15 protein-coding genes are annotated in these 17430 nt (G+C 71.6%); 10 read left to right on the forward strand and 5 right to left on the reverse strand.

Translation table 11 applies throughout. The annotated features are described in order from the left end of the window. The first annotated feature begins 11 nt into the window (after positions 1–11). Positions 12–584 (forward strand): hypothetical protein, encoded by a 573-nt coding sequence (locus ACIBST_RS24845; RefSeq protein WP_397174932.1) that lies wholly within the window; start codon positions 12–14, stop codon positions 582–584. Here the strand turns inward: ACIBST_RS24845 and ACIBST_RS24850 are convergent. Next, a complete protein-coding gene (locus tag ACIBST_RS24850; protein ID WP_397174934.1) occupies positions 581–1786 on the reverse strand; it encodes an aminotransferase class I/II-fold pyridoxal phosphate-dependent enzyme in 1206 nt (401 codons plus the stop codon). The two genes, ACIBST_RS24845 and ACIBST_RS24850, sit on opposite strands and share 4 nt — an antisense overlap. 184 nt (positions 1787–1970) lie before the next feature. On the opposite strand from ACIBST_RS24850, the gene ctaD reads away from it, so the two are divergent. The 3 genes from ctaD to ACIBST_RS24865 all read left to right on the forward strand — a co-directional run bounded on the left by ctaD (position 1971) and on the right by ACIBST_RS24865 (position 7637). Further along, entirely contained in the window at positions 1971–3668 is a 1698-nt protein-coding gene (ctaD, locus tag ACIBST_RS24855) for a cytochrome c oxidase subunit I (protein WP_397174936.1), read from the forward strand. A 201-nt stretch (positions 3669–3869) separates the two neighbouring features. Next, on the forward strand, positions 3870–6620 hold the full coding sequence (locus ACIBST_RS24860; protein WP_397174938.1) for an immune inhibitor A domain-containing protein: 2751 nt from the start codon (positions 3870–3872) through the stop codon (positions 6618–6620). A 78-nt stretch (positions 6621–6698) separates the two neighbouring features. After that, positions 6699–7637 (forward strand): diacylglycerol/lipid kinase family protein, encoded by a 939-nt coding sequence (locus ACIBST_RS24865; protein WP_397174940.1) that lies wholly within the window; start codon positions 6699–6701, stop codon positions 7635–7637. A gap of 2 nt (positions 7638–7639) precedes the next feature. On the opposite strand, the gene ACIBST_RS24870 is transcribed toward ACIBST_RS24865, so the two are convergent. Together ACIBST_RS24870 and ACIBST_RS24875 are read right to left on the reverse strand one after the other, a co-directional pair. After that, positions 7640–8467, reverse strand: coding sequence for an SWIM zinc finger family protein (locus tag ACIBST_RS24870; RefSeq protein ID WP_397174942.1), 828 nt, complete (start codon positions 8465–8467; stop codon positions 7640–7642). Positions 8468–8469: 2 nt separating this feature from the next. Next, a complete protein-coding gene (locus ACIBST_RS24875) occupies positions 8470–11421 on the reverse strand; it encodes an SNF2-related protein (RefSeq protein ID WP_397174944.1) in 2952 nt (983 codons plus the stop codon). A 295-nt stretch (positions 11422–11716) separates the two neighbouring features. Between ACIBST_RS24875 and ACIBST_RS24880 the strand changes: the two genes are divergently transcribed. The 4 genes from ACIBST_RS24880 to ACIBST_RS24895 are packed head-to-tail and all read left to right on the forward strand — an operon-like array spanning position 11717 to position 14101. After that, entirely contained in the window at positions 11717–12097 is a 381-nt protein-coding gene (locus ACIBST_RS24880) for a phage holin family protein (RefSeq protein WP_397174946.1), read from the forward strand. Further along, positions 12094–12726: a DUF3618 domain-containing protein gene (locus tag ACIBST_RS24885; protein WP_397174947.1), complete on the forward strand. Its 633-nt coding sequence runs from the start codon at positions 12094–12096 to the stop codon at positions 12724–12726. Before ACIBST_RS24880 ends, ACIBST_RS24885 begins: the two co-directional genes overlap by 4 nt. 2 nt (positions 12727–12728) lie before the next feature. Beyond that, complete coding sequence (locus ACIBST_RS24890) at positions 12729–13667, forward strand: YihY/virulence factor BrkB family protein (RefSeq protein ID WP_397174949.1); 939 nt, start codon at positions 12729–12731, stop codon at positions 13665–13667. Beyond that, on the forward strand, positions 13664–14101 hold the full coding sequence (locus ACIBST_RS24895) for a protease inhibitor I42 family protein (protein ID WP_397174951.1): 438 nt from the start codon (positions 13664–13666) through the stop codon (positions 14099–14101). Before ACIBST_RS24890 ends, ACIBST_RS24895 begins: the two co-directional genes overlap by 4 nt. Here ACIBST_RS24895 and ACIBST_RS24900 read toward each other — a convergent pair. Together ACIBST_RS24900 and ACIBST_RS24905 are read right to left on the reverse strand one after the other, a co-directional pair. After that, positions 14088–14684: a TetR/AcrR family transcriptional regulator gene (locus ACIBST_RS24900; RefSeq protein ID WP_397174953.1), complete on the reverse strand. Its 597-nt coding sequence runs from the start codon at positions 14682–14684 to the stop codon at positions 14088–14090. The genes ACIBST_RS24895 and ACIBST_RS24900 overlap by 14 nt on opposite strands. Positions 14685–14689: 5 nt before the next feature. Next, a complete protein-coding gene (locus ACIBST_RS24905; protein WP_397174954.1) occupies positions 14690–16246 on the reverse strand; it encodes an MFS transporter in 1557 nt (518 codons plus the stop codon). A gap of 52 nt (positions 16247–16298) precedes the next feature. On the opposite strand from ACIBST_RS24905, the gene ACIBST_RS24910 reads away from it, so the two are divergent. Next, entirely contained in the window at positions 16299–17006 is a 708-nt protein-coding gene (locus ACIBST_RS24910; RefSeq protein ID WP_397174956.1) for a DUF1838 family protein, read from the forward strand. Further along, a complete protein-coding gene (locus tag ACIBST_RS24915; protein WP_397174957.1) occupies positions 17003–17419 on the forward strand; it encodes an HIT family protein in 417 nt (138 codons plus the stop codon). The genes ACIBST_RS24910 and ACIBST_RS24915 overlap by 4 nt, the downstream gene beginning before the upstream one ends. Positions 17420–17430 lie beyond the last annotated feature (11 nt).

The raw sequence follows: 17430 nt of genomic DNA on the forward strand, positions 1-17430 counted from the left end.
GACTGCCCTGGGTGGAAGTCAGGTGCCCGGTATGTACGCAGGCTGACCAGCTCGTCGCGGTCCCGGGCGCGGTCGCCGCGGGGACGACATACCGGATCGGCAGGGTCAGGCTGCCCGGCCAGCGGGAGGTCGCCGACCTGCCGACCGCGCCGTCGATGGGCGCGTCGAAGCACGTCATGAGCCGTACGCAGCTCGCGGTGTGGATGTCGTTCCCCAGCCGCCACTACACGCCCTGGGCCAGGAACCAGGGGTGGATCATGCTCGGCGTGGCGGCCCTGGTGCACCTCGTCGTGTCGCTGGTGATCGCGATGGGCAAGGACTCGCAGTGGAGCGAGGTGCTGCTCGCGCCGTTCTGCCTCACCGGGCTGTTCTGGGGGCTCGGGCTGTTCTTCGTGCTCGGCGCGCGCGGCGCCCGCAGGCGCGACCACGCCGAGGCCCCGGCCCGGGAGAAGGCGCTGGCCGTGTGGGAACGGCTGTACTACTGCGCCCGCGACAACGTCGCGTTCGAGCCGGGGGTCGGCGTCTCGTTCCATCCGGGCGAGACGCGCGAGTACATCTTCGGCTTCCGCGGCCGGGCGATCTAGCCGCGCTCCTCCGCCACCAGGCGGACGCAGACGGCCAGGCCCTCGATGGCCTGCTCCAGCTCGTCCAGCTCGGGGAAGGTGGGGGCGATGCGGATCGTGCGGTCGGCCGGGTCCTGGCCGTAGGGGTGGGTGGCGCCGGCCGGGGTGAGCGCGATGCCGGCGGCCTTGGCCCTGGCCACCACCTCGGCGGCGTGCGGCACCTCCAGGCTGATGAAGTAGCCGCCACGCGGGCTCGTCCAGGCGGCCAGGTCGCCCAGGCGCTCGGTCAGCACCTTGTCGACCAGCTCGAACTTCGGGCCGATCAGCTCGGCGTGCCGCCGCATGTGCGCGGCCACGCCCGCGGCGTCGCGCAGGAACTCCACGTGCCGGAGCTGGTTGAGCTTGTCGGGGCCGATGGACTGCTTGGCGGTGTTGGCGAGGAACCACTCCACGTTCGCCGGCGAGGAGCCGAAGAACGACACGCCCGAGCCCGCGTACGTCACCTTCGAGGTGGAGGCGTAGACGAACACGCGGTCGGCGTTGCCGTGCTCGGCCGCCAGCGCGAGCAGGTCGGCCAGCTCGTCCGGGGTGTCGGTGAGGTGGTGGACGGCGTAGGCGTTGTCCCACATGATCCGGAAGTCGGGGGCGGCCGCCGGCATGGCGGCCAGCCTGCGCACGGTCTCGTCGCTGTAGGTGACGCCGGACGGGTTGCTGTACTTCGGCACGCACCAGATGCCCTTGACCGACGGGTCCGCGGCGACCAGGCGCTCCACGACATCCATGTCGGGGCCGTCGGCGGTCATCGGGACGGCCGTCATCTTGATGCCGAGCCGCTCGCAGATGGTGAAATGCCGGTCGTAGCCGGGCACCGGGCACAGGAACGTGATCTCCGGCTCCTCGACCCAGCGGCGCTCGGCCCCCGGGACCTTCGACAGCAGCGCGTGCACGATCGTGTCGTGCATCAGCGTCAGGCTGGAGTTGCCGCCCACGACGAGCTGCCCGGCGGGCACCTGCACCAGCGGCGCGAAGATCTCGCGCAGCTCGGGCAGTCCCTGGAGGTTGCCGTAGTTGCGGCCGTCGGTGCCGTCGGCGGCCTTGACGGAGGTGGGCAGCTTGAGCATGCCGTCGGAGAGATCGAGCTGGCGCGGTGACGGCTTGCCCCGGGTGAGGTCGAGCGAGAGCCCCCGCTGGACGAGGGCGGCGTAGTCACTCTGTGCGGTCACGAGATCTCTCCTCCGAGTCGGTTCGGTCCAAAGGATAGAAGAACTCCCCAAGGGGTCCGGTAATCGCCCGGCATGTGGGACACCGGATCAAAGACGTTCTAAAGAAGCGCTTCCCGTCCGGCGTTCGCCGGAGTGGAATGGAGGACATCGGGGCAGGCACAACTCCGCGAAGGAGGGAGCAGCCGTGACGACTGTTCGGGACACCTCGATCGAGCAGGTCAGGCGCCGCCGTACCGGGACCGTCATCGCCTCCTGGCTGTCGACGACCGACCACAAGGTCATCGGGTACCTCTATCTGATCACCTCCTTCGGCTTCTTCCTCGTCGCGGGCGTCATGGCGATGCTGATCAGGGCCGAGCTGGCGCAGCCCGGCATGCAGGTGGTCACCCAGCAGCAGTACAACCAGCTGTTCACCATCCACGGCACGGTGATGCTGCTGCTGTTCGCCACGCCGCTGTTCGCCGGGTTCGCCAACGTGGTCATGCCGCTCCAGATCGGCGCGCCCGACGTGGCCTTCCCCCGGCTGAACGCGGTGGCGTACTGGCTGTTCCTGTTCGGCGGGCTGATGGTGCTGGCGGGCTTCCTCACCCCGGGCGGGGCCGCCGACTTCGGCTGGTTCGCCTACACGCCGCTGTCGTCGGCCGTCCACTCGCCGCAGGTCGGCGGCGACCTGTGGATCATGGGCCTGGTGATGTCCGGCCTCGGCACGATCCTCGGCGCGGTCAACTTCATCTCCACGATCATCGGCATGCGGGCCCCCGGAATGACCATGTTCCGCCTGCCGATCTTCACCTGGAACGTGCTGCTGACCAGCATGCTCGTGCTGATGGCCTTCCCCGTGCTGGCCGCCGCGCTGCTCGTGCTGGAGGCCGACCGCAAGCTCGGCACGCACGTGTTCGACGGCGCGAACGGCGGGCCGATGCTCTGGCAGCACCTGTTCTGGTTCTTCGGCCATCCCGAGGTCTACATCATCGCGCTGCCGTTCTTCGGGATCGTCACCGAGGTCATCCCGGTGTTCAGCCGCAAGCCGATCTTCGGCTACATGAGCCTGATCGGTGCCACCATCGCCATCGCCGGGCTGTCGATGACCGTGTGGGCGCACCACATGTTCGCGACCGGGCAGGTGCTGCTGCCGTTCTTCTCGTTCATGACGTTCCTCATCGCGGTGCCGACGGGGGTGAAGTTCTTCAACTGGATCGGCACGATGTGGCGCGGCCATCTGTCGTTCGAGACGCCGATGCTGTTCGCGGTCGGGTTCCTGGTCACGTTCCTGCTCGGCGGGCTGACCGGCGTCATCCTGGCCTCGCCGCCGCTGGACTTCCAGATCAGCGACACCTACTTCGTCGTCGCCCATTTCCACTACGTGGTCTTCGGCACGGTCGTGTTCGCCATGTTCGCCGGCTTCTACTTCTGGTGGCCGAAGATGACCGGCAAGATGCTGGACGACCGGCTCGGCAAGGTGCACTTCTGGACGTTGTTCGCCGGTTTCCACACCACGTTCCTCGTCCAGCACTGGCTCGGCCAGCTCGGCATGCCGCGCCGGTACGCCGACTACAGCGCGGCCGACGGCTTCACCGCGCTCAACGAGATCTCCTCGGCCGGGGCGTTCCTGCTCGGCGCCTCGACCCTGCCGTTCCTCTACAACGTGTACCGGACGGCCAGGCACGCGCCCAGGGTCACGCTCGACGACCCCTGGGGCTACGGCAACTCGCTGGAGTGGGCGACCTCCTGCCCGCCGCCGCGGCACAACTTCACCAGCATGCCGCCGATCCGCTCCGAGCGGCCCGCGTTCGACCTGCACTACCCGCACGAGGACGCGACGCCCGCCGTGGAGCCGGACACCGGCCCCGAGCAGCCGCCCCCGGCGCTCGCCGCCGACTGACACGGCGTTTCAAGATCGCGTCGTTCGGTTTATCCGAGGCGATTGCGGGCGACGCCGCCGCGGCAATTCTGTTGGTCAAAATGTCGTGGTTTGATCACGTTTCAACAACGTACTTTACGACCCGTTTATCCACCCTCTAGCGTCCGGCATTGCACACCCTATGGCCATGCGCCCGGCGACCCCGGGCAGAGAGGGTACCTGGTGCCAAGCTCAAAGCGCCTGTTAGTCGCGTTCCCGGCGGTCGCCCTCCTCGGCGCCGCGCTGACCGTCCCGGCGGCCCAGGCCACGTCAGTGGCCAGCTACCAGCCCACGGCGGCGGACTACTACATCAACTACGCTCCCCCGCGGGTCGAGAAGGAGCCGCAGGAACCCGGCCTGAACAAGGGCAAGGCCCGCTCGCTCTCCCCGGCGGAGAAGTTCGACAGGAAGTTCGTCAGCGGCAACCCCGCCGCGGCCCGCGTCCTCGCCGCCCGCGAGAACCAGGCGATCAGGACCGGCCGCAACCCGGCTGAATGGATCTTCAAGAACTCCAAGCAGGTCAAGACCGCCAAGCTCCTCACCGTCCTGGTCGAGTTCAACGAGCAGGCGAACGACGACTTCTCCGGCTTCAACCGGCTGCGCACGACCGACAGCCCGCCGGACGACTGCGTGGTCGAGCCGCCGGGCACGCTCAAGAACGGCCCGCTGCACAACAACATCCCCGACCCGGCGACGCTGCCGCAGAAGGACAACAACTCCTTCTGGCTCAAGGACTTCAGCACCGAGCACTTCAACAAGATGCTCTACAGCGACACGGGCATCACCGAGCGCGTGCGCAAGGACCTCAAGGACCCGCGCGACGGCAAGCCCGGCATCGACATCTCCGGCTTCACGATGAAGAAGATGTACGAGGAGCTGTCCAAGGGCGCCTACTCCGTCACCGGCTCGGCCGTCGGCTGGATCAAGGCCCCCCACTCCGAGGCGTACTACGGCGCCGCGGCCTGTGGCGGCCAGCCGCAGGACATGTCGGGTCACCCCAGCAACCCGACCGGCGCGGGCCAGCTCGCCATCGACACGGTCAACGCCCTGGCCGCGGCCCAGCCGAACTTCCCGTGGGCGGACTACGACCTGGAGGACGTGGCCGACTCCGACGGCGACGGCAACTTCAACGAGCCCGACGGCGTCATCGACCACCTGGTGATGGTGCACGCCGGCAAGGACAAGTCCTCCGACGGCGGCGCCGAGGGCACCTACGCCATCTGGGCGCACTCCAGCGCGGTCGCGGGCGGCTACAAGATCCCCGGCAGCGACAAGAAGATCTCCAACTACATCGTGCAGCCCGAGGACTCCGGCGTCGGCGTCTTCGCCCACGAGTACGGCCACGACCTGGGCCTGCCCGACCTGTACGACACCAGCGGCCAGGCCAGCTCCGCGGTGGACTTCTGGGACCTGATGTCCAGCGGCTCCCACTCCGGCCCCATCTTCCAGTCCATGCCCACGCACATGGGCCTGTGGGACAAGTGGGTGCTCGGCTGGGCCAACCCGAAGACGTTCAACCCGGGTGACGCCGCCAAGCTCGTCACGGTCGGGCAGTCCTCGCGCACGCCCAAGTTCACCGAGGACGGCGTCCGGGTGAACCTGGCCTCCACGCCGCTGAAGATGATCGACCCGCACAGCGGCACGAAGGCCTGGTGGTCCAACCTGGACCAGGACTGGGCCAACCAGACCCTGACCCGCGACGTCCCGGTGCCCGCGGGCTCCGACGTGCGGTTCTGGATGTGGAACAACTACGAGATCGAGCAGGACTGGGACTTCGGCTTCGTGGAGGTCTCCACCGACGGCGGCCAGACCTGGACCCAGCTCAAGGTCTACGACGAGGCCGGCACCGAGGTCAGCACCCCCGACGGCTACCCCGACCCGAACAAGAACCTCAAGACGTTCGGCAACAAGAAGTACGGGCTCACCGGTGACACCGGCGGCCAGTGGCGGCACGACTACGTCAACCTGACGCCGTACGCCGGGCAGTCGATCAAGCTGCGCCTCACCTACAACACCGACGCCGCCTTCGAGCCGCGCGGCTGGCACGCCGACGACTTCTCGCTCACCAACGGCGGCACCGCCGTCTGGAGCGACGACGTCGAGAACGGCGAGAACGGCTGGAAGGCCACCGGCGGCACGTTCACCAACACCAGCGGCCAGGGCTGGACCGTCAACAACGGCTCGCGCGAGATCTCCCGCTTCTACCTCGCCGAGTGGCGCAACTTCGACGGCTTCGACAAGGGCCTGCAGTACGCCTACGACACCAACTACTCCCGCGACGGGGCGTGGAAGGTCGAGAAGGTCAAGTACAACGCGCCCGGCCTGCTGGTCTGGTACCGCGACTCGACCTTCACCAACAACTCGGTGGTCAACAACCTGACCCTGCCGCCGAGCATCGGCTCCAAGGGCAGCCTGCTGGTCGTGGACTCGCACTACGACCCGCTGCGCCGCACCGGCACCGCCGCCGAGAAGGACCCGACCAGGCACAAGAACATGGAAGGCCGTACGCAGTCCTCCAACGCGGCGTTCTCCTTCAACAAGACCTACCCGCTGAAGGAGTGCCTGGAGGCGCCGGACGAGCCGTTCAGCGAGTACTGCACCAACGTCCCCGCGCTCAAGGGCGTGCCGACCTTCACCGACGCCAAGACCTGGGTCCCTGGCTTCGAGCTGCAGAACGGCTCGCTCTACTACCGTGACTTCGACGCCTCCACGGTGGTGCCGAGCAAGGGCGACCAGCCGTACAGCACCCGCGTGGTGCACCTGGACGGCACCCCCGCCACCGAGCTGTACGGGACCGACCTCGGCGACGGCCACGTGGCCGGCTCGGGCAACCCCGGCGACGAGGGCAAGGCGCTGGGCGTGCAGTTCAAGCTGATCAGCCCGCTGCCGGGCAACCTGGGCGCCATCGTCCAGGTCGTCCCGCCGAAGAAGTAACGTGAGGAGGGCCGCCGGGGACCCGGCGGCCCTCGATCCAGCACTGAGCGGCGGACACAGCGCCTACGATTGATGACCATGAGCGAACTGCGCACCAAGATCGAGCACACTGAGGCGATCCGGCGGGATCGCCGGGTGGCGGTGGTGGTGAACACTCGCTCGCGCCGCGGCCGCCGCCACTACTTCGAGGTCATCGAGCAACTGCACAACCTGGGGTTCGAGCCGCTGGCCGAGCTGTCGGTCTACAACCCCAAGCGGCTGCGCGACCTGCTCGACACCGCCCTCGCCACCGACCCCGACCTGCTGATCGTGGGCGGCGGCGACGGCACCCTCTCCTCGGCCGTGCGCCACGTCGCCCACCGCGACGTGGCGCTCGGCGTGTTGCCGCTCGGCACCACCAACAACTTCGCCAGGAGCCTCGGCCTGCCGCTCGACCTGGCCGGCGCCATCCGGGTGTTCGCCACCGGCAAGGTCGCCGACATCGACCTCGGCATGGCCGGCGACCGGCCCTTCGCCAACCTGGCCAGCTTCGGCGTCTCGGTCGAGGTGGCCGGCCGGGTCAAGCCGTGGCTCAAGCGCATCGTGGGCCGTCCGGCCTACCCGATGACCGCGCTGACCGTCCTGCCGGGCCACCGGCCCTTCCGGGCCTACATCACCGTCGAGGGCCGGCGCCACGAGCTGCTCACCCACCAGCTCAACATCGCCAACGGCCGCTTCCACGGCGGCTGGCAGGTGGCCAAGGACATCAGCATCGACAACGGCATGCTGGTGGCCTACCAGCTCGGCTCGGGCAAGAAGCTGCGCCTGCTCGGCGAGACGCTGCTGCGCGCGACCACCGGCCGCTGGCGCAGCCTGGCCGGCGGCCCGTTCGTGGTCGGCCGGGAGATGCTGCTGGAGACCGACCCGCCGATGGCCGCCGACGTCGACGGCGAGGTGCGCCTGCGCACCCCGATCACGCTGCGCGTGGTGCCCAACGGCGTGCGCGTGATGGTCCCCGACTCCTTCGAGGACAACTGACCTCAGCCCTCGCCCAGCGCCCGGTAGGCGGGGGCGAGCGCGTCGGCCAGGCCGGCGGGCGGCGGGAAGACCCGCGGCAGCAGGTCGGGGGCGGCCGCGGCGGGGCGGCGTTCGGGGCGGTGCGCGGTGGCGCCGGGGGCGTAGAAGTCGGCCAGCCGGTCGGCGAACGGCACGTCGGCCACCTCCAGCGGATCGGGCGCGGGCGGGTCGTCGGCCAGCGAGCCGAGCAGCTGCTCGCGGGTGCGGCCGCGCCAGGCCAGCACCAGGAACGGGTCGTCGTCGAACGACTCGGCCAGCAGGTAGAGCACGGCCGACAGGTGCTTGCACGGGAACCCCCAGTCGGGGCACGAGCACTCCATGTCCAGGTCGCGCGGGAACAGGTCGACGCCGTGGGCGGCGAACAGCTCCTCGATCTCGACCGGCATCTCCCCGGCCAGCAGCCTGGCCCGGTGGACGGCCTGCGCCGCGACGGCCTCCTCCAGCCGCGCCCACACGTCCTCGCCGTAGGCGTCGATCCTGACCACGACGTCGTACGGCTTCGGCCGCGACCCCTGCACGGACGCCCTGACCAGCCCCGCCGACAGGTCGATCGAGAGCACCTGGCCCTTGCGGGCGTAGGCGCGGCCGCGGGACAGGCGGCCCTTGTCGCAGACGCGTTCCAGGATGTCGACGAAGCGCCTGGACCACCACGCCGAGCCGATGCTGCCGCGCCGCGACCGGGCCCGCAGGCCGCCCTCGACCTCGACGGGGCCGCCGCCGTCGTACCAGCCGGGCCGCTCGGGCCGCTCGGGTCGTCCGGGCCGCTCGGGTCGCTCGGGTCGCTCGGGCATGGTCAGGACCCTCCCGTGAGGCGGAACACCTCGCGCAGCTCGTCGGTGGACAGGTCGGTCAGCCACTCCTCGCCGGCGCCGACCACCCGCTCGGCCAGCGCCTTCTTGCGCTCGATCATCTGGTCGACGCGCTCTTCGAGGGTGCCCGCGCAGATCAGCTTGCGCACCTGGACGTTTTTGCGCTGGCCGATGCGGAAGGCCCGGTCGGTGGCCTGGTCCTCCACGGCCGGGTTCCACCAGCGGTCGACGTGGACGACGTGGCTGGCCGCCGTCAGGTTGAGACCGACGCCGGCCGCCTTGAGCGACAGCAGGAACAGCATCGGCTCCCGGTCGTGCTGGAAACGCTCGACCAGCCGGTCGCGGGTCTTCTTGGGCAGGCCGCCGTGCAGCCACAGGACCGGGCGGCCGAGCCGCTGGGCGAGGTAGGGCTGGAGCATCGTCCCGAACTCGGCGTACTGCGTGAACAGCAGCGCCTTCTCGCCCTCGGCCAGGACCTCCTCGGCCAGCTGCTCCAGCCGGGCCAGCTTGCCCGAGCGGCCGGCCAGGCGGGAGCCGTCCTTGAGCAGGTGGGCCGGGTGGTTGCAGACCTGCTTGAGCCTGGCCATGGCCGACAGCACCAGGCCGCGCCGCTCGACGCCCTCGCTGTCGTCGATGCGGGCCAGCATGTCGTCGACGACGGCCTGGTAGAGGGTGGCCTGCTCGGGGGTGAGCGGGCACCACTCCTTGATCTCGATCTTCTCCGGCAGGTCGGAGATGACGGACCGGTCGGTCTTGAGGCGGCGCAGGATGAACGGGCCCGTCGCCCGTTTCAGCGCCGCGGCGGCCTGCTCGTCCTGGCGGGCCTCGATGGGCTCCTGGAACCGGGTGCGGAAGCGGGCCCGCGGCCCGAGCAGGCCGGGGTTGGCGAACTCCATGATCGACCAGAGCTCGGCGAGGTGGTTCTCGACCGGCGTGCCGGTCAGGGCCAGCCGGGTGCCGGTGGGGATCGACCGGACGGCGCGGGCCTGGAGCGTGCCGCTGTTCTTGATCGCCTGGGCCTCGTCGCACACCACCCGGCGCCACTCGTGCGCCCGCAGGGCCTCCAGGTCGCGGTGGGCGGTGCCGTACGTGGTGATCACCAGGTCGGCCTCCGCGATGCGGGCGGCGTCCCGGCCGGGGCCGTGGTGGACGTACACGCGCAGGCCCGGGGCGAACCTGGCCGCCTCCCGCTGCCAGTTGCCCACCAGCGACATCGGGCAGACCAGCAGCGTGGGCGCGGCGGCCCGCTCGTGCACGAGCAGCGCCAGCGTGGTGACCGTCTTGCCCAGGCCCATGTCGTCGGCCAGCACCCCGCCGAGGCCCAGCTCCGACAGGAAGCTCAGCCACGCCAGCCCGCGCTCCTGGTAGGGCCGCAGCACGGCGTCGAGGCCCGGCGGGGTGGCGAGCGGGGTGAGCCGCCGCTCGGCCTGGCCCGACAGCAGGTCGCCGAGCACGCCGTCGGCGTCGACCGCCAGCAGCGGCAGCTCGTCGTCGCCCTGGATCACGTGGCGCAGCAGGTCGGCCGCCGCCGCCTCGCCCGCGCGCACCCCCTCCACGGCCCGCAGCGCGGCCTTGAGCTGCCGGTCGTCCAACTCCACCCACTGGCCGCGGACCCGGACCAGCGGCACCTTGAGCCTGGCCAGCTCGGCCAGCTCCGCCTCGCTGATCGTCTCCTCGCCCACCGCCAGGTCGACGCGGAAGTCGACCAGCTCGCGCAGCCCGAAGCCCTGGCTGACGGCCGCCGTCTGCGGCTTGGTCCTGGTGGTGAGCTTGAGCCCGAGCCGCGTACGGCCCGCCCAGCGCGGCAGCAGCACCCCGAACCCGGCCGCCTGGAGCAGCGGCGCGGCCTGGCGCAGGAAGCCGAACGCGCCCGCCGTGTCGAGGGCCAGCTCGCTCGGCTCCGGCACGCGCAGCGCCCGGTCCAGCTCCGGGTAGAGCCGCACGGCCCGGCCGAGCCCGGCCAGCAGCTCGCGCTCCGGCCGGCCGGGCAGGCCCTTCTCGCCGCTCCAGACGCGGGCGGCCGGGACGTACAGGCTGGGGTCGTCGGCGGCCTGCAACGCCAGCTCGACCCGCCAGTCGTCGCCGGCGGCCGGTTCGAGCAGGCGGAAGCAGACGCGGGTGGCGCCCTCGGCCGCCATGACGGCCGCCCGCCAGCGCTCCAGCTCTTCGCGCAGCCCGGGGTCGTCGGGGCAGGCCGGGTCGCCGGTCAGCGCGGCCAGCCACCGTTCGCGCGGCGTCGCCGGGGCGGCGGCAGAGGGGGCGGCCAGGGGAGTGGTGACGGCCTGCCGGACGAGCGCGTCGGTGAACGCCTCCAGCGCCTGGAGCTGCACCCCGGCGGCCGGGCGCTCGGCGGCCCAGGTGCGGCAGGCGGGCGGCATGGCCAGCGCCAGGTCGCGGAACCAGGCGGCGTCGGCCCCGGTCAGCACGGGCCGCCACAGGGCCAGCGCGGCGCCGTCGTCACCGGCCACGGGGACAGGCTCGGGGCCGGGCGCGGGGCCGGAGCCGGGCGCAAGGACGAGCTGGGGGACGACCCGGCCACGGCCCACCAGGTCGCGGGCGAGCGCGGCGACGGCGGCCCAGTGGCGGACGGTGGCGGTGGCGTCGCCCGGAAGGCCGTCCAGCGCTCGAAGGGACTCGGCGGGCGGCAGCACGACCGCGGGCACCCGCCACGGCAGCAGCCGCGGCCTGACCACCTCGGTCAGCAGCCCCGTCTCCGGCGAGGGCAGCGGCCCCTTGGCCGACCCCGGCAGCAGCAGCTCCAGCACCCTGGACGGCGGCCCGCCCACCCCGAGCCCCGGCGCGCCGGCCAGCTCGGCGGGGGACGCGGCGAACGGATGGGCCCGCGCGCCCGCCCCGCGGGGCACGGCGGCGGCCCGGCCGGGAACCTCTGCCCAGAAGGCGAGCCCGTCACCCGCCCACACCCCGTGTACCAGCACCCCGGCAGGTTACCGCCGGGCCGGAGCGGCCGGTCCGCGAGTCTTCTGCGGGCCGGGCCGGAAGTCGTACCATCGAAGGATGAACACTCCCGGATCGTGGTGTGAGCGGCCTGAGCCGCAGGCTCCCTCGTGCGAGCTCCCCTCTCCGTGGAGCAGGCCGAAGCAGCCTGACAACTGGTGCGAGGAGCCCGAGTCGCCGGTGGCGTCCGTCCTCCGGTTCCTGCTGAAGGCCGCCAAGAGGTAATAACAGGCGGTCAGCTGGGTAGTCGCCTTCCTCAGCGGAGGAGGCGACGTCGTGAACGATACCCACAAGCTGGTCAGTGATCTGTCCGACCAGGTCTCCAGGCTCGTCAAGGACGAGCTGTGCCTGGCCAGGCTGGAGCTCGCGGAGAAGGGCAGGCGCGCCGGGTTCGGCGCGGGGCTCTTCGGCGCGGCCGGGATGGCCGCGTTCTTCGGCGGCGCCGCGCTGGTGACCGCCGTCGTCCTGCTCCTCGCTCTGGTCATGCCCGCGTGGGCGGCCGCCGCGATCGTGGGGGCGGTCCTGCTCATCGCCGCCGCCCTGCTCGGCCTGACCGGAAAGAACCAGGTGAAACAGGCCACGCCGCCGGTCCCCGAGGAGACCATCGCGAGCGTCAAGGCCGATATCGACATGGTCAAGGAGAGGGCACGCCGATGAGCGAGACGGACCCCGGATACAGCGAGCAGCACGCCGGTGACGTGGGCGCCCGCAGGGCGACCGTCGGCACGCCGACCGAACGCGAGTCGATCAACGTGCCGCCGACGAGACCGGGGGCTGCGGAGAACGCGAAACGGGCCGAGCTGGCCCGGCAGGAACACGAGACCTTCATCCCCGAGACCCCCGTGCCCGACGACCGGACCGAGGCGGTCGAGAGCCGCGCGGTCGAGGAGGAGTCGCTGGCCGGAGGCCGTGGCGAGGACGACGAGGAAGAGGAAGAGGACGACGTGCGAAAAAGCATCAAGGAGACCAGGAACGAACTGGGCGACACGGTCAGCGCCCTGGCCCACAAGGCCGACCTGAAGGCCCGGGCCAGCGAGGCGGCCGGCACGGCCAAGGGCAAGGTCGCCGAGATGACCGGCGTGGCCAAGGGCAAGGCCGCCGAGGTGACCGGCACGGCCAAGGGCATGGCCGGCGAGGTCGCGGGCAAGGTCCGCGAGGCCACGCCCCACCAGGTCAAGGACGCGGCCACCGGAGCGCGCAAGCGTCCCGTGCTGCTGCTGGCCGCGGCGGCGGCGGTGGCGGCCCTCGTCGTGCGGCGGCTCAGGAAGCGCACCAGGGCGAAGTAGGCGTGCGTTCCCCCGAAAGACCTGCGGAACTGCCGCGCAGGGCCTGGTGGAGCGTGCTCAAACGCACCGTCGTCGAGTTCCGCAACGACGGCGTCCAGGATCTCGCGGCGGCGCTCACCTACTACGCCGTCCTGTCCATCTTCCCCGCGCTGATCGTGCTGGTGTCGGTGTTCGGCCTGCTCGGCAGGCGTGACACCGCCACCCTGGTCGGCAACCTCGTGGTGCTGGCGCCCGACGAGGTGCGCTCCCTGATCGTCACGGGCGTGCGGTCGGTCCAGGAGAACGCGGCCTCGGCCGGGCTGGTCGCGATCGTCGGCCTGCTGGTCGCGCTCTGGTCGGCCTCGGGCTACATCGGCGCGTTCATCCGGGCCGGCAACACCATCTACGACATCGACGAGGGGCGTCCGTTCTGGAAGGTGACCCCGCTCCGGATCGGGCTCACCGTGCTGGCCACGGTGCTGCTGGCGCTCGGCGCGGTCTCCGTCGCGCTGACCGGCGACCTGGCCAGGAGCGTCGGCAGGGCGCTCGGCCTGGGCAGCGCGCTGGTGACCGCCTGGGACATCCTGAAATGGCCGGTCCTCGCGCTCGTCGCGGCCGGGCTGATCATGGTGCTCTACTGGGCCGCGCCGAACGTCCGCCAGCCCGGCGTGCGCTGGATCACCCCCGGCGGGCTGCTCGCGGTGGTGCTCTGGGTCGTGGTCTCCGGCGGCTTCGCCCTGTACGTGTCCCACTTCGGGTCCTACGGCAAGACCTACGGCACGCTGGCGGGCGTCGTGGTGTTCCTGATCTGGCTGTGGTTGTCGAACATGGCCCTGCTGCTGGGCGCCGAGCTGGACGCCGAGCTGATCAGGGAACGCCAGATCGCCGAGGGCGAGCCCGTCGGGCGGGAGCCGTACGTGGAGCCCAGGGACCCGCCGAAGGAGGATAGCCTTCCCGAGTGAAGCGTGGAAGGGCCGTCGTCGCCGCACTCGTCCTGATGGCCTCGGGCCTGGTCGCGGGGTGCGGCGGCGGCTCGGCGGTCAGCGACTTCGGCACCGTCGTCAAGGGTGCCGAGGGCACGACCGTGCGCGCCGAGCTGCGCCCCGGGCAGCGGTTCTCGCTGGCCGTGCCGGACAACCCGTCGGTGGGCGACGACTGGCGGCTGGCGGCGGTGCCCGACGCGAGGGTGGCCTCCTACATCAGCGAGGAGCGCAGGAGCGCGGGCCAGGGCCCCGGCAGCGGCGGCACCGCCTACTTCGTCTTCAACACCAAGAGCCCGGGCAGCGCCCGGATCACGCTGCGCGACTGCCGGCGGTGCGGCCAGGGCTCGACGCCGCCCGACGAGGAGAGCAGGCGGCAGTCGGGCGAGGCGGTCTTCGAGATCACCGTGCGCTGAGCACGGCCCGGCACAACACGTCGAGGGTGGTCGCGGTGATGACCTCGGTCTCGGCGCCGGCGCCGGAGTCGGCGCACGCGGCCAGGCGGCGCCGGCCCTCGCCCAGGATGCTCCACCCCAGGTGGGCCACCAGGTCGGGATGCGGCTCCCCGGCCTCGGCGAGCAGCCCGCGCAGCGGCTCGATCATCGTCTCGTGGAGCTGGTCGAGCCGGTGGCGGCACTCGGCGGGCAGGTCGACCGCGGCCACCGCGCGCAGCAGCGCGTGGTCGGGGCTGGTCACGAACGCCAGCGACACGGCGCCGAAGGCGCGCACCCGCTCCTCCAGGCCGCCGTCGCGGGTGGCCGTGACGAGCCGGGCGGCCCAGCGGGGGATCGCGTCCTCCACGAGCTGGGCCAGGATGTCGGCGGTGGAGGAGAAGTAGCGGTAGACGCTGGAGCGGGCCAGCCCGACCCGGGCGCCCACGGCCGCGGGGGTGAGCCCGGCCGGGCCCTCGGCCGCCAGGATCTCCATGGCCGCCGCCAGCAGGGCCGCGTGCTGGCTGGCCCGATGGTCGGCCACCGTGGCCGCGCTGATCCTCGGCACCGGACTCACTCCTCCTCGCGTCGTCTCCTCCCAGTATCGGGCAGCAGGAACGTCGCCCCGACGCCGCCGAACAGCACGATGCCGGTCACGATCGTGACCCGGCGGGTGGCGTCGGCGCCCGCCGCGACCGCGGCGGCGTGGTCGGCGGGCTCCCTGATCGCCGCGATGGCCGCTCCGGCGCTCTCCCGCACGGCCTGGCCCAGCGCGGGCTTGCCGGGCAGGCGGTCGGCCATCGCCGCGTCCAGGCCGGTGACCAGGACGGCGCCCAGCACCGCGATGCCGACGGCGGCGCCGAGCTGGCGGATCGTGCTCTGGAGCCCGGAGGCCACGCCGGAGCGGCGGGCGGGCACGTCGGCGAGCATCACGTTCGGGAGCTGGGCCGAGGCGAAGCCGACGCCGACGCCGTACAGGACGAGCCACGGCACCAGCGTCCACGGGCCGAGGGAGGGGGAGACGGCCAGGCCGATCGCGATCGCGCCCACGGCCTCCAGGACGAGCCCCAGCCGCACGATGACCCTGGGCGCCAGGTCGAGCCGCGGGACGAGGCCGCCGGCCAGGAACGTGCCCCCGGCCAGCGAGGCGATGATCAGGCCGGTGGCGAACGCGGTGAACCCCATGGCCGCCTGGAGGAACAGCGGCAGCACCAGGATCAGGCCGAACTCGCCGAGACTGATGATCATCGCGGCGGCGCCGCCGTACCTGAAGGAGGGGATGGCGAACAGCGACAGGTCCAGCACGACCGGACGGCCCGACCGTGCCCGCGAGCGCTCGACCAGCAGCAGCGCGGCCAGCGCGAGCGCGGCGAGCGCGAAGGCGAACGGGATCGGCGAGACGCCGCCGAGCGGCCAGGTCCATCCGAACAGGGTGGCCTCGCCGGTCGGCGTGAACCAGCCGTAGCGCTGGCCCTCGATCAGGCCGAACACCAGCGCGGCCGGCCCGACCACCGACAGCAGCACGCCGGGGACGTCCGAGCCGCCCGCCGCCGCGTCCTTCGACTCGGGCACCCGGGCCGTGCCGAGCAGCACGAGCAGGCCGATCGGCAGGTTCACCCAGAACGCCCAGCGCCAGCCGAAGTCGGTCACCACCCAGCCGCCGAGCAGCGGGCCGAGCGCGGCCATGCCGCCGATGATCGAGCCCCAGACGGCGAAGGCGATCGTCCGGCGCGAGCCCGTGTAGAGGGAGTTGATGATCGCCAGCGTCATCGGCACCACCATGGACGCCCCGACCCCCTGGACGACCCGGGCGGCGATGAGCAGCGCGCCGCTCGGCGCGGAGGCGGCCAGCATGCTCGCGGCCAGGAACACCACCAGGCCCACGGCGAACATCCGGCGCCTGCCGTGCACGTCGCCGGTCCGGCCGAGGGGGATGAGCAGGGAGGCGAAGGCCAGGGAGTAGATGGAGTTGACCCATTCGACGTCCGTGGCCGACAGCCCCAGATCGCCCATGATCGCGGGGACGGCGACGTTCACGATCGTCGCGTCGATGATGATCATCGACATTCCGACGCCGAGCACGATCAGCGGGAGCCAGCTCTGCCGGGTCCGCTCATTTAGCGACACCATGTCCCTAAAGATAGCAACATGCTGTCTCGAAGCAAGGGGTAAGCTCCGGATCATGGACTTCATCCGGGTGCGTGCCTCGGCCGACGGCGCCGAGACGATCTCCTACTGGACCGGCGACGTCTACGGCTGGCAGGACGACGACGGCCCCCATCACCTGTTCGGCTTCGAGGGGCTGAACGTGGCGCGGGCGCGCCCGGCCGACGACGGCTGGGAGCTGCTGACCCGGGAGGCGGCGCTCTATCTCGACCCGCGGACCAGGGAACCGATCGACGTGTGGGACAACCCGCTCACCGGGCGGTCCGTCGAGGTGCAGCACGTCTTCAACGACCCGGTCAACCAGCGGCTCGGGGCCTATCCGGTGCCGGTGACGCGGTTGGGGGAGCAGGTCGTCTACAACGCCGACATCCGCCTTTCCTACCCTTCGCCGCTCCCTGTCGCGAAATATCCGGAGAACTCGGCTCGGGACACGTATCGGGCGCTGGAGCTGTTCCAGTTCTTCGCCTCGGCCGCCGACGTCGAGTCCGGCATGCCCGACGTGCCGGCGGTCTTCTCCTGGTGCCGGGTCTCGCCCTGGCTGCCCTGGATGGCCATGGGGCAGCGGCCGGGCGGGCTGGTCTACCACTGCCGGGGCGCCAAGGTCGCCGACGTCCCCGGACGGCTGCGCGAGCGCGTCGGCGAGCACTTCCTGCACGCCCCCGCCGAGTGGAGCGCGCCCAACATGACGAGCTGGACGGCCTTCGCCGATAAGGTCGGGCGGTGAGCACCGACCTGTTCTGCGAGATCATCGCCGGCGCGCGTCCCGCCCACGTGGTGAGCGCCGACGAGGTGGCCGTCTCCTTCCTCGACACCCGTCCGGTCTTCAAGGGGCACGTGCTGGTCGTGCCCCGGCTGCACGTCGAGACGCTGGCCGACCTCGCCGACGTCGGGCCCTTCTTCTCCCGGGTGCAGGCCATGGCCAGGGCCGTGGAGGAGGGGCTGGAGGCGGCCGGCACGTTCGTGGCGATGAACAACCGGGTCAGCCAGAGCGTCCCCCACCTGCACGTGCACGTCGTGCCGCGCAACCGCAAGGACGGGCTGCGCGGCTTCTTCTGGCCGCGCACCACCTACGAGTCCGCGCAGGAGGCCGAGACCTACGCCGCGGCCGTCGCCAAGGCGCTGGCGGCCACCGGGTGAAGGCCGCCCGC

The sequence above is a fragment of the Nonomuraea sp. NPDC049684 genome, from assembly GCF_044465345.1.
Classification (GTDB): Bacteria; Actinomycetota; Actinomycetes; order Streptosporangiales; family Streptosporangiaceae; genus Nonomuraea.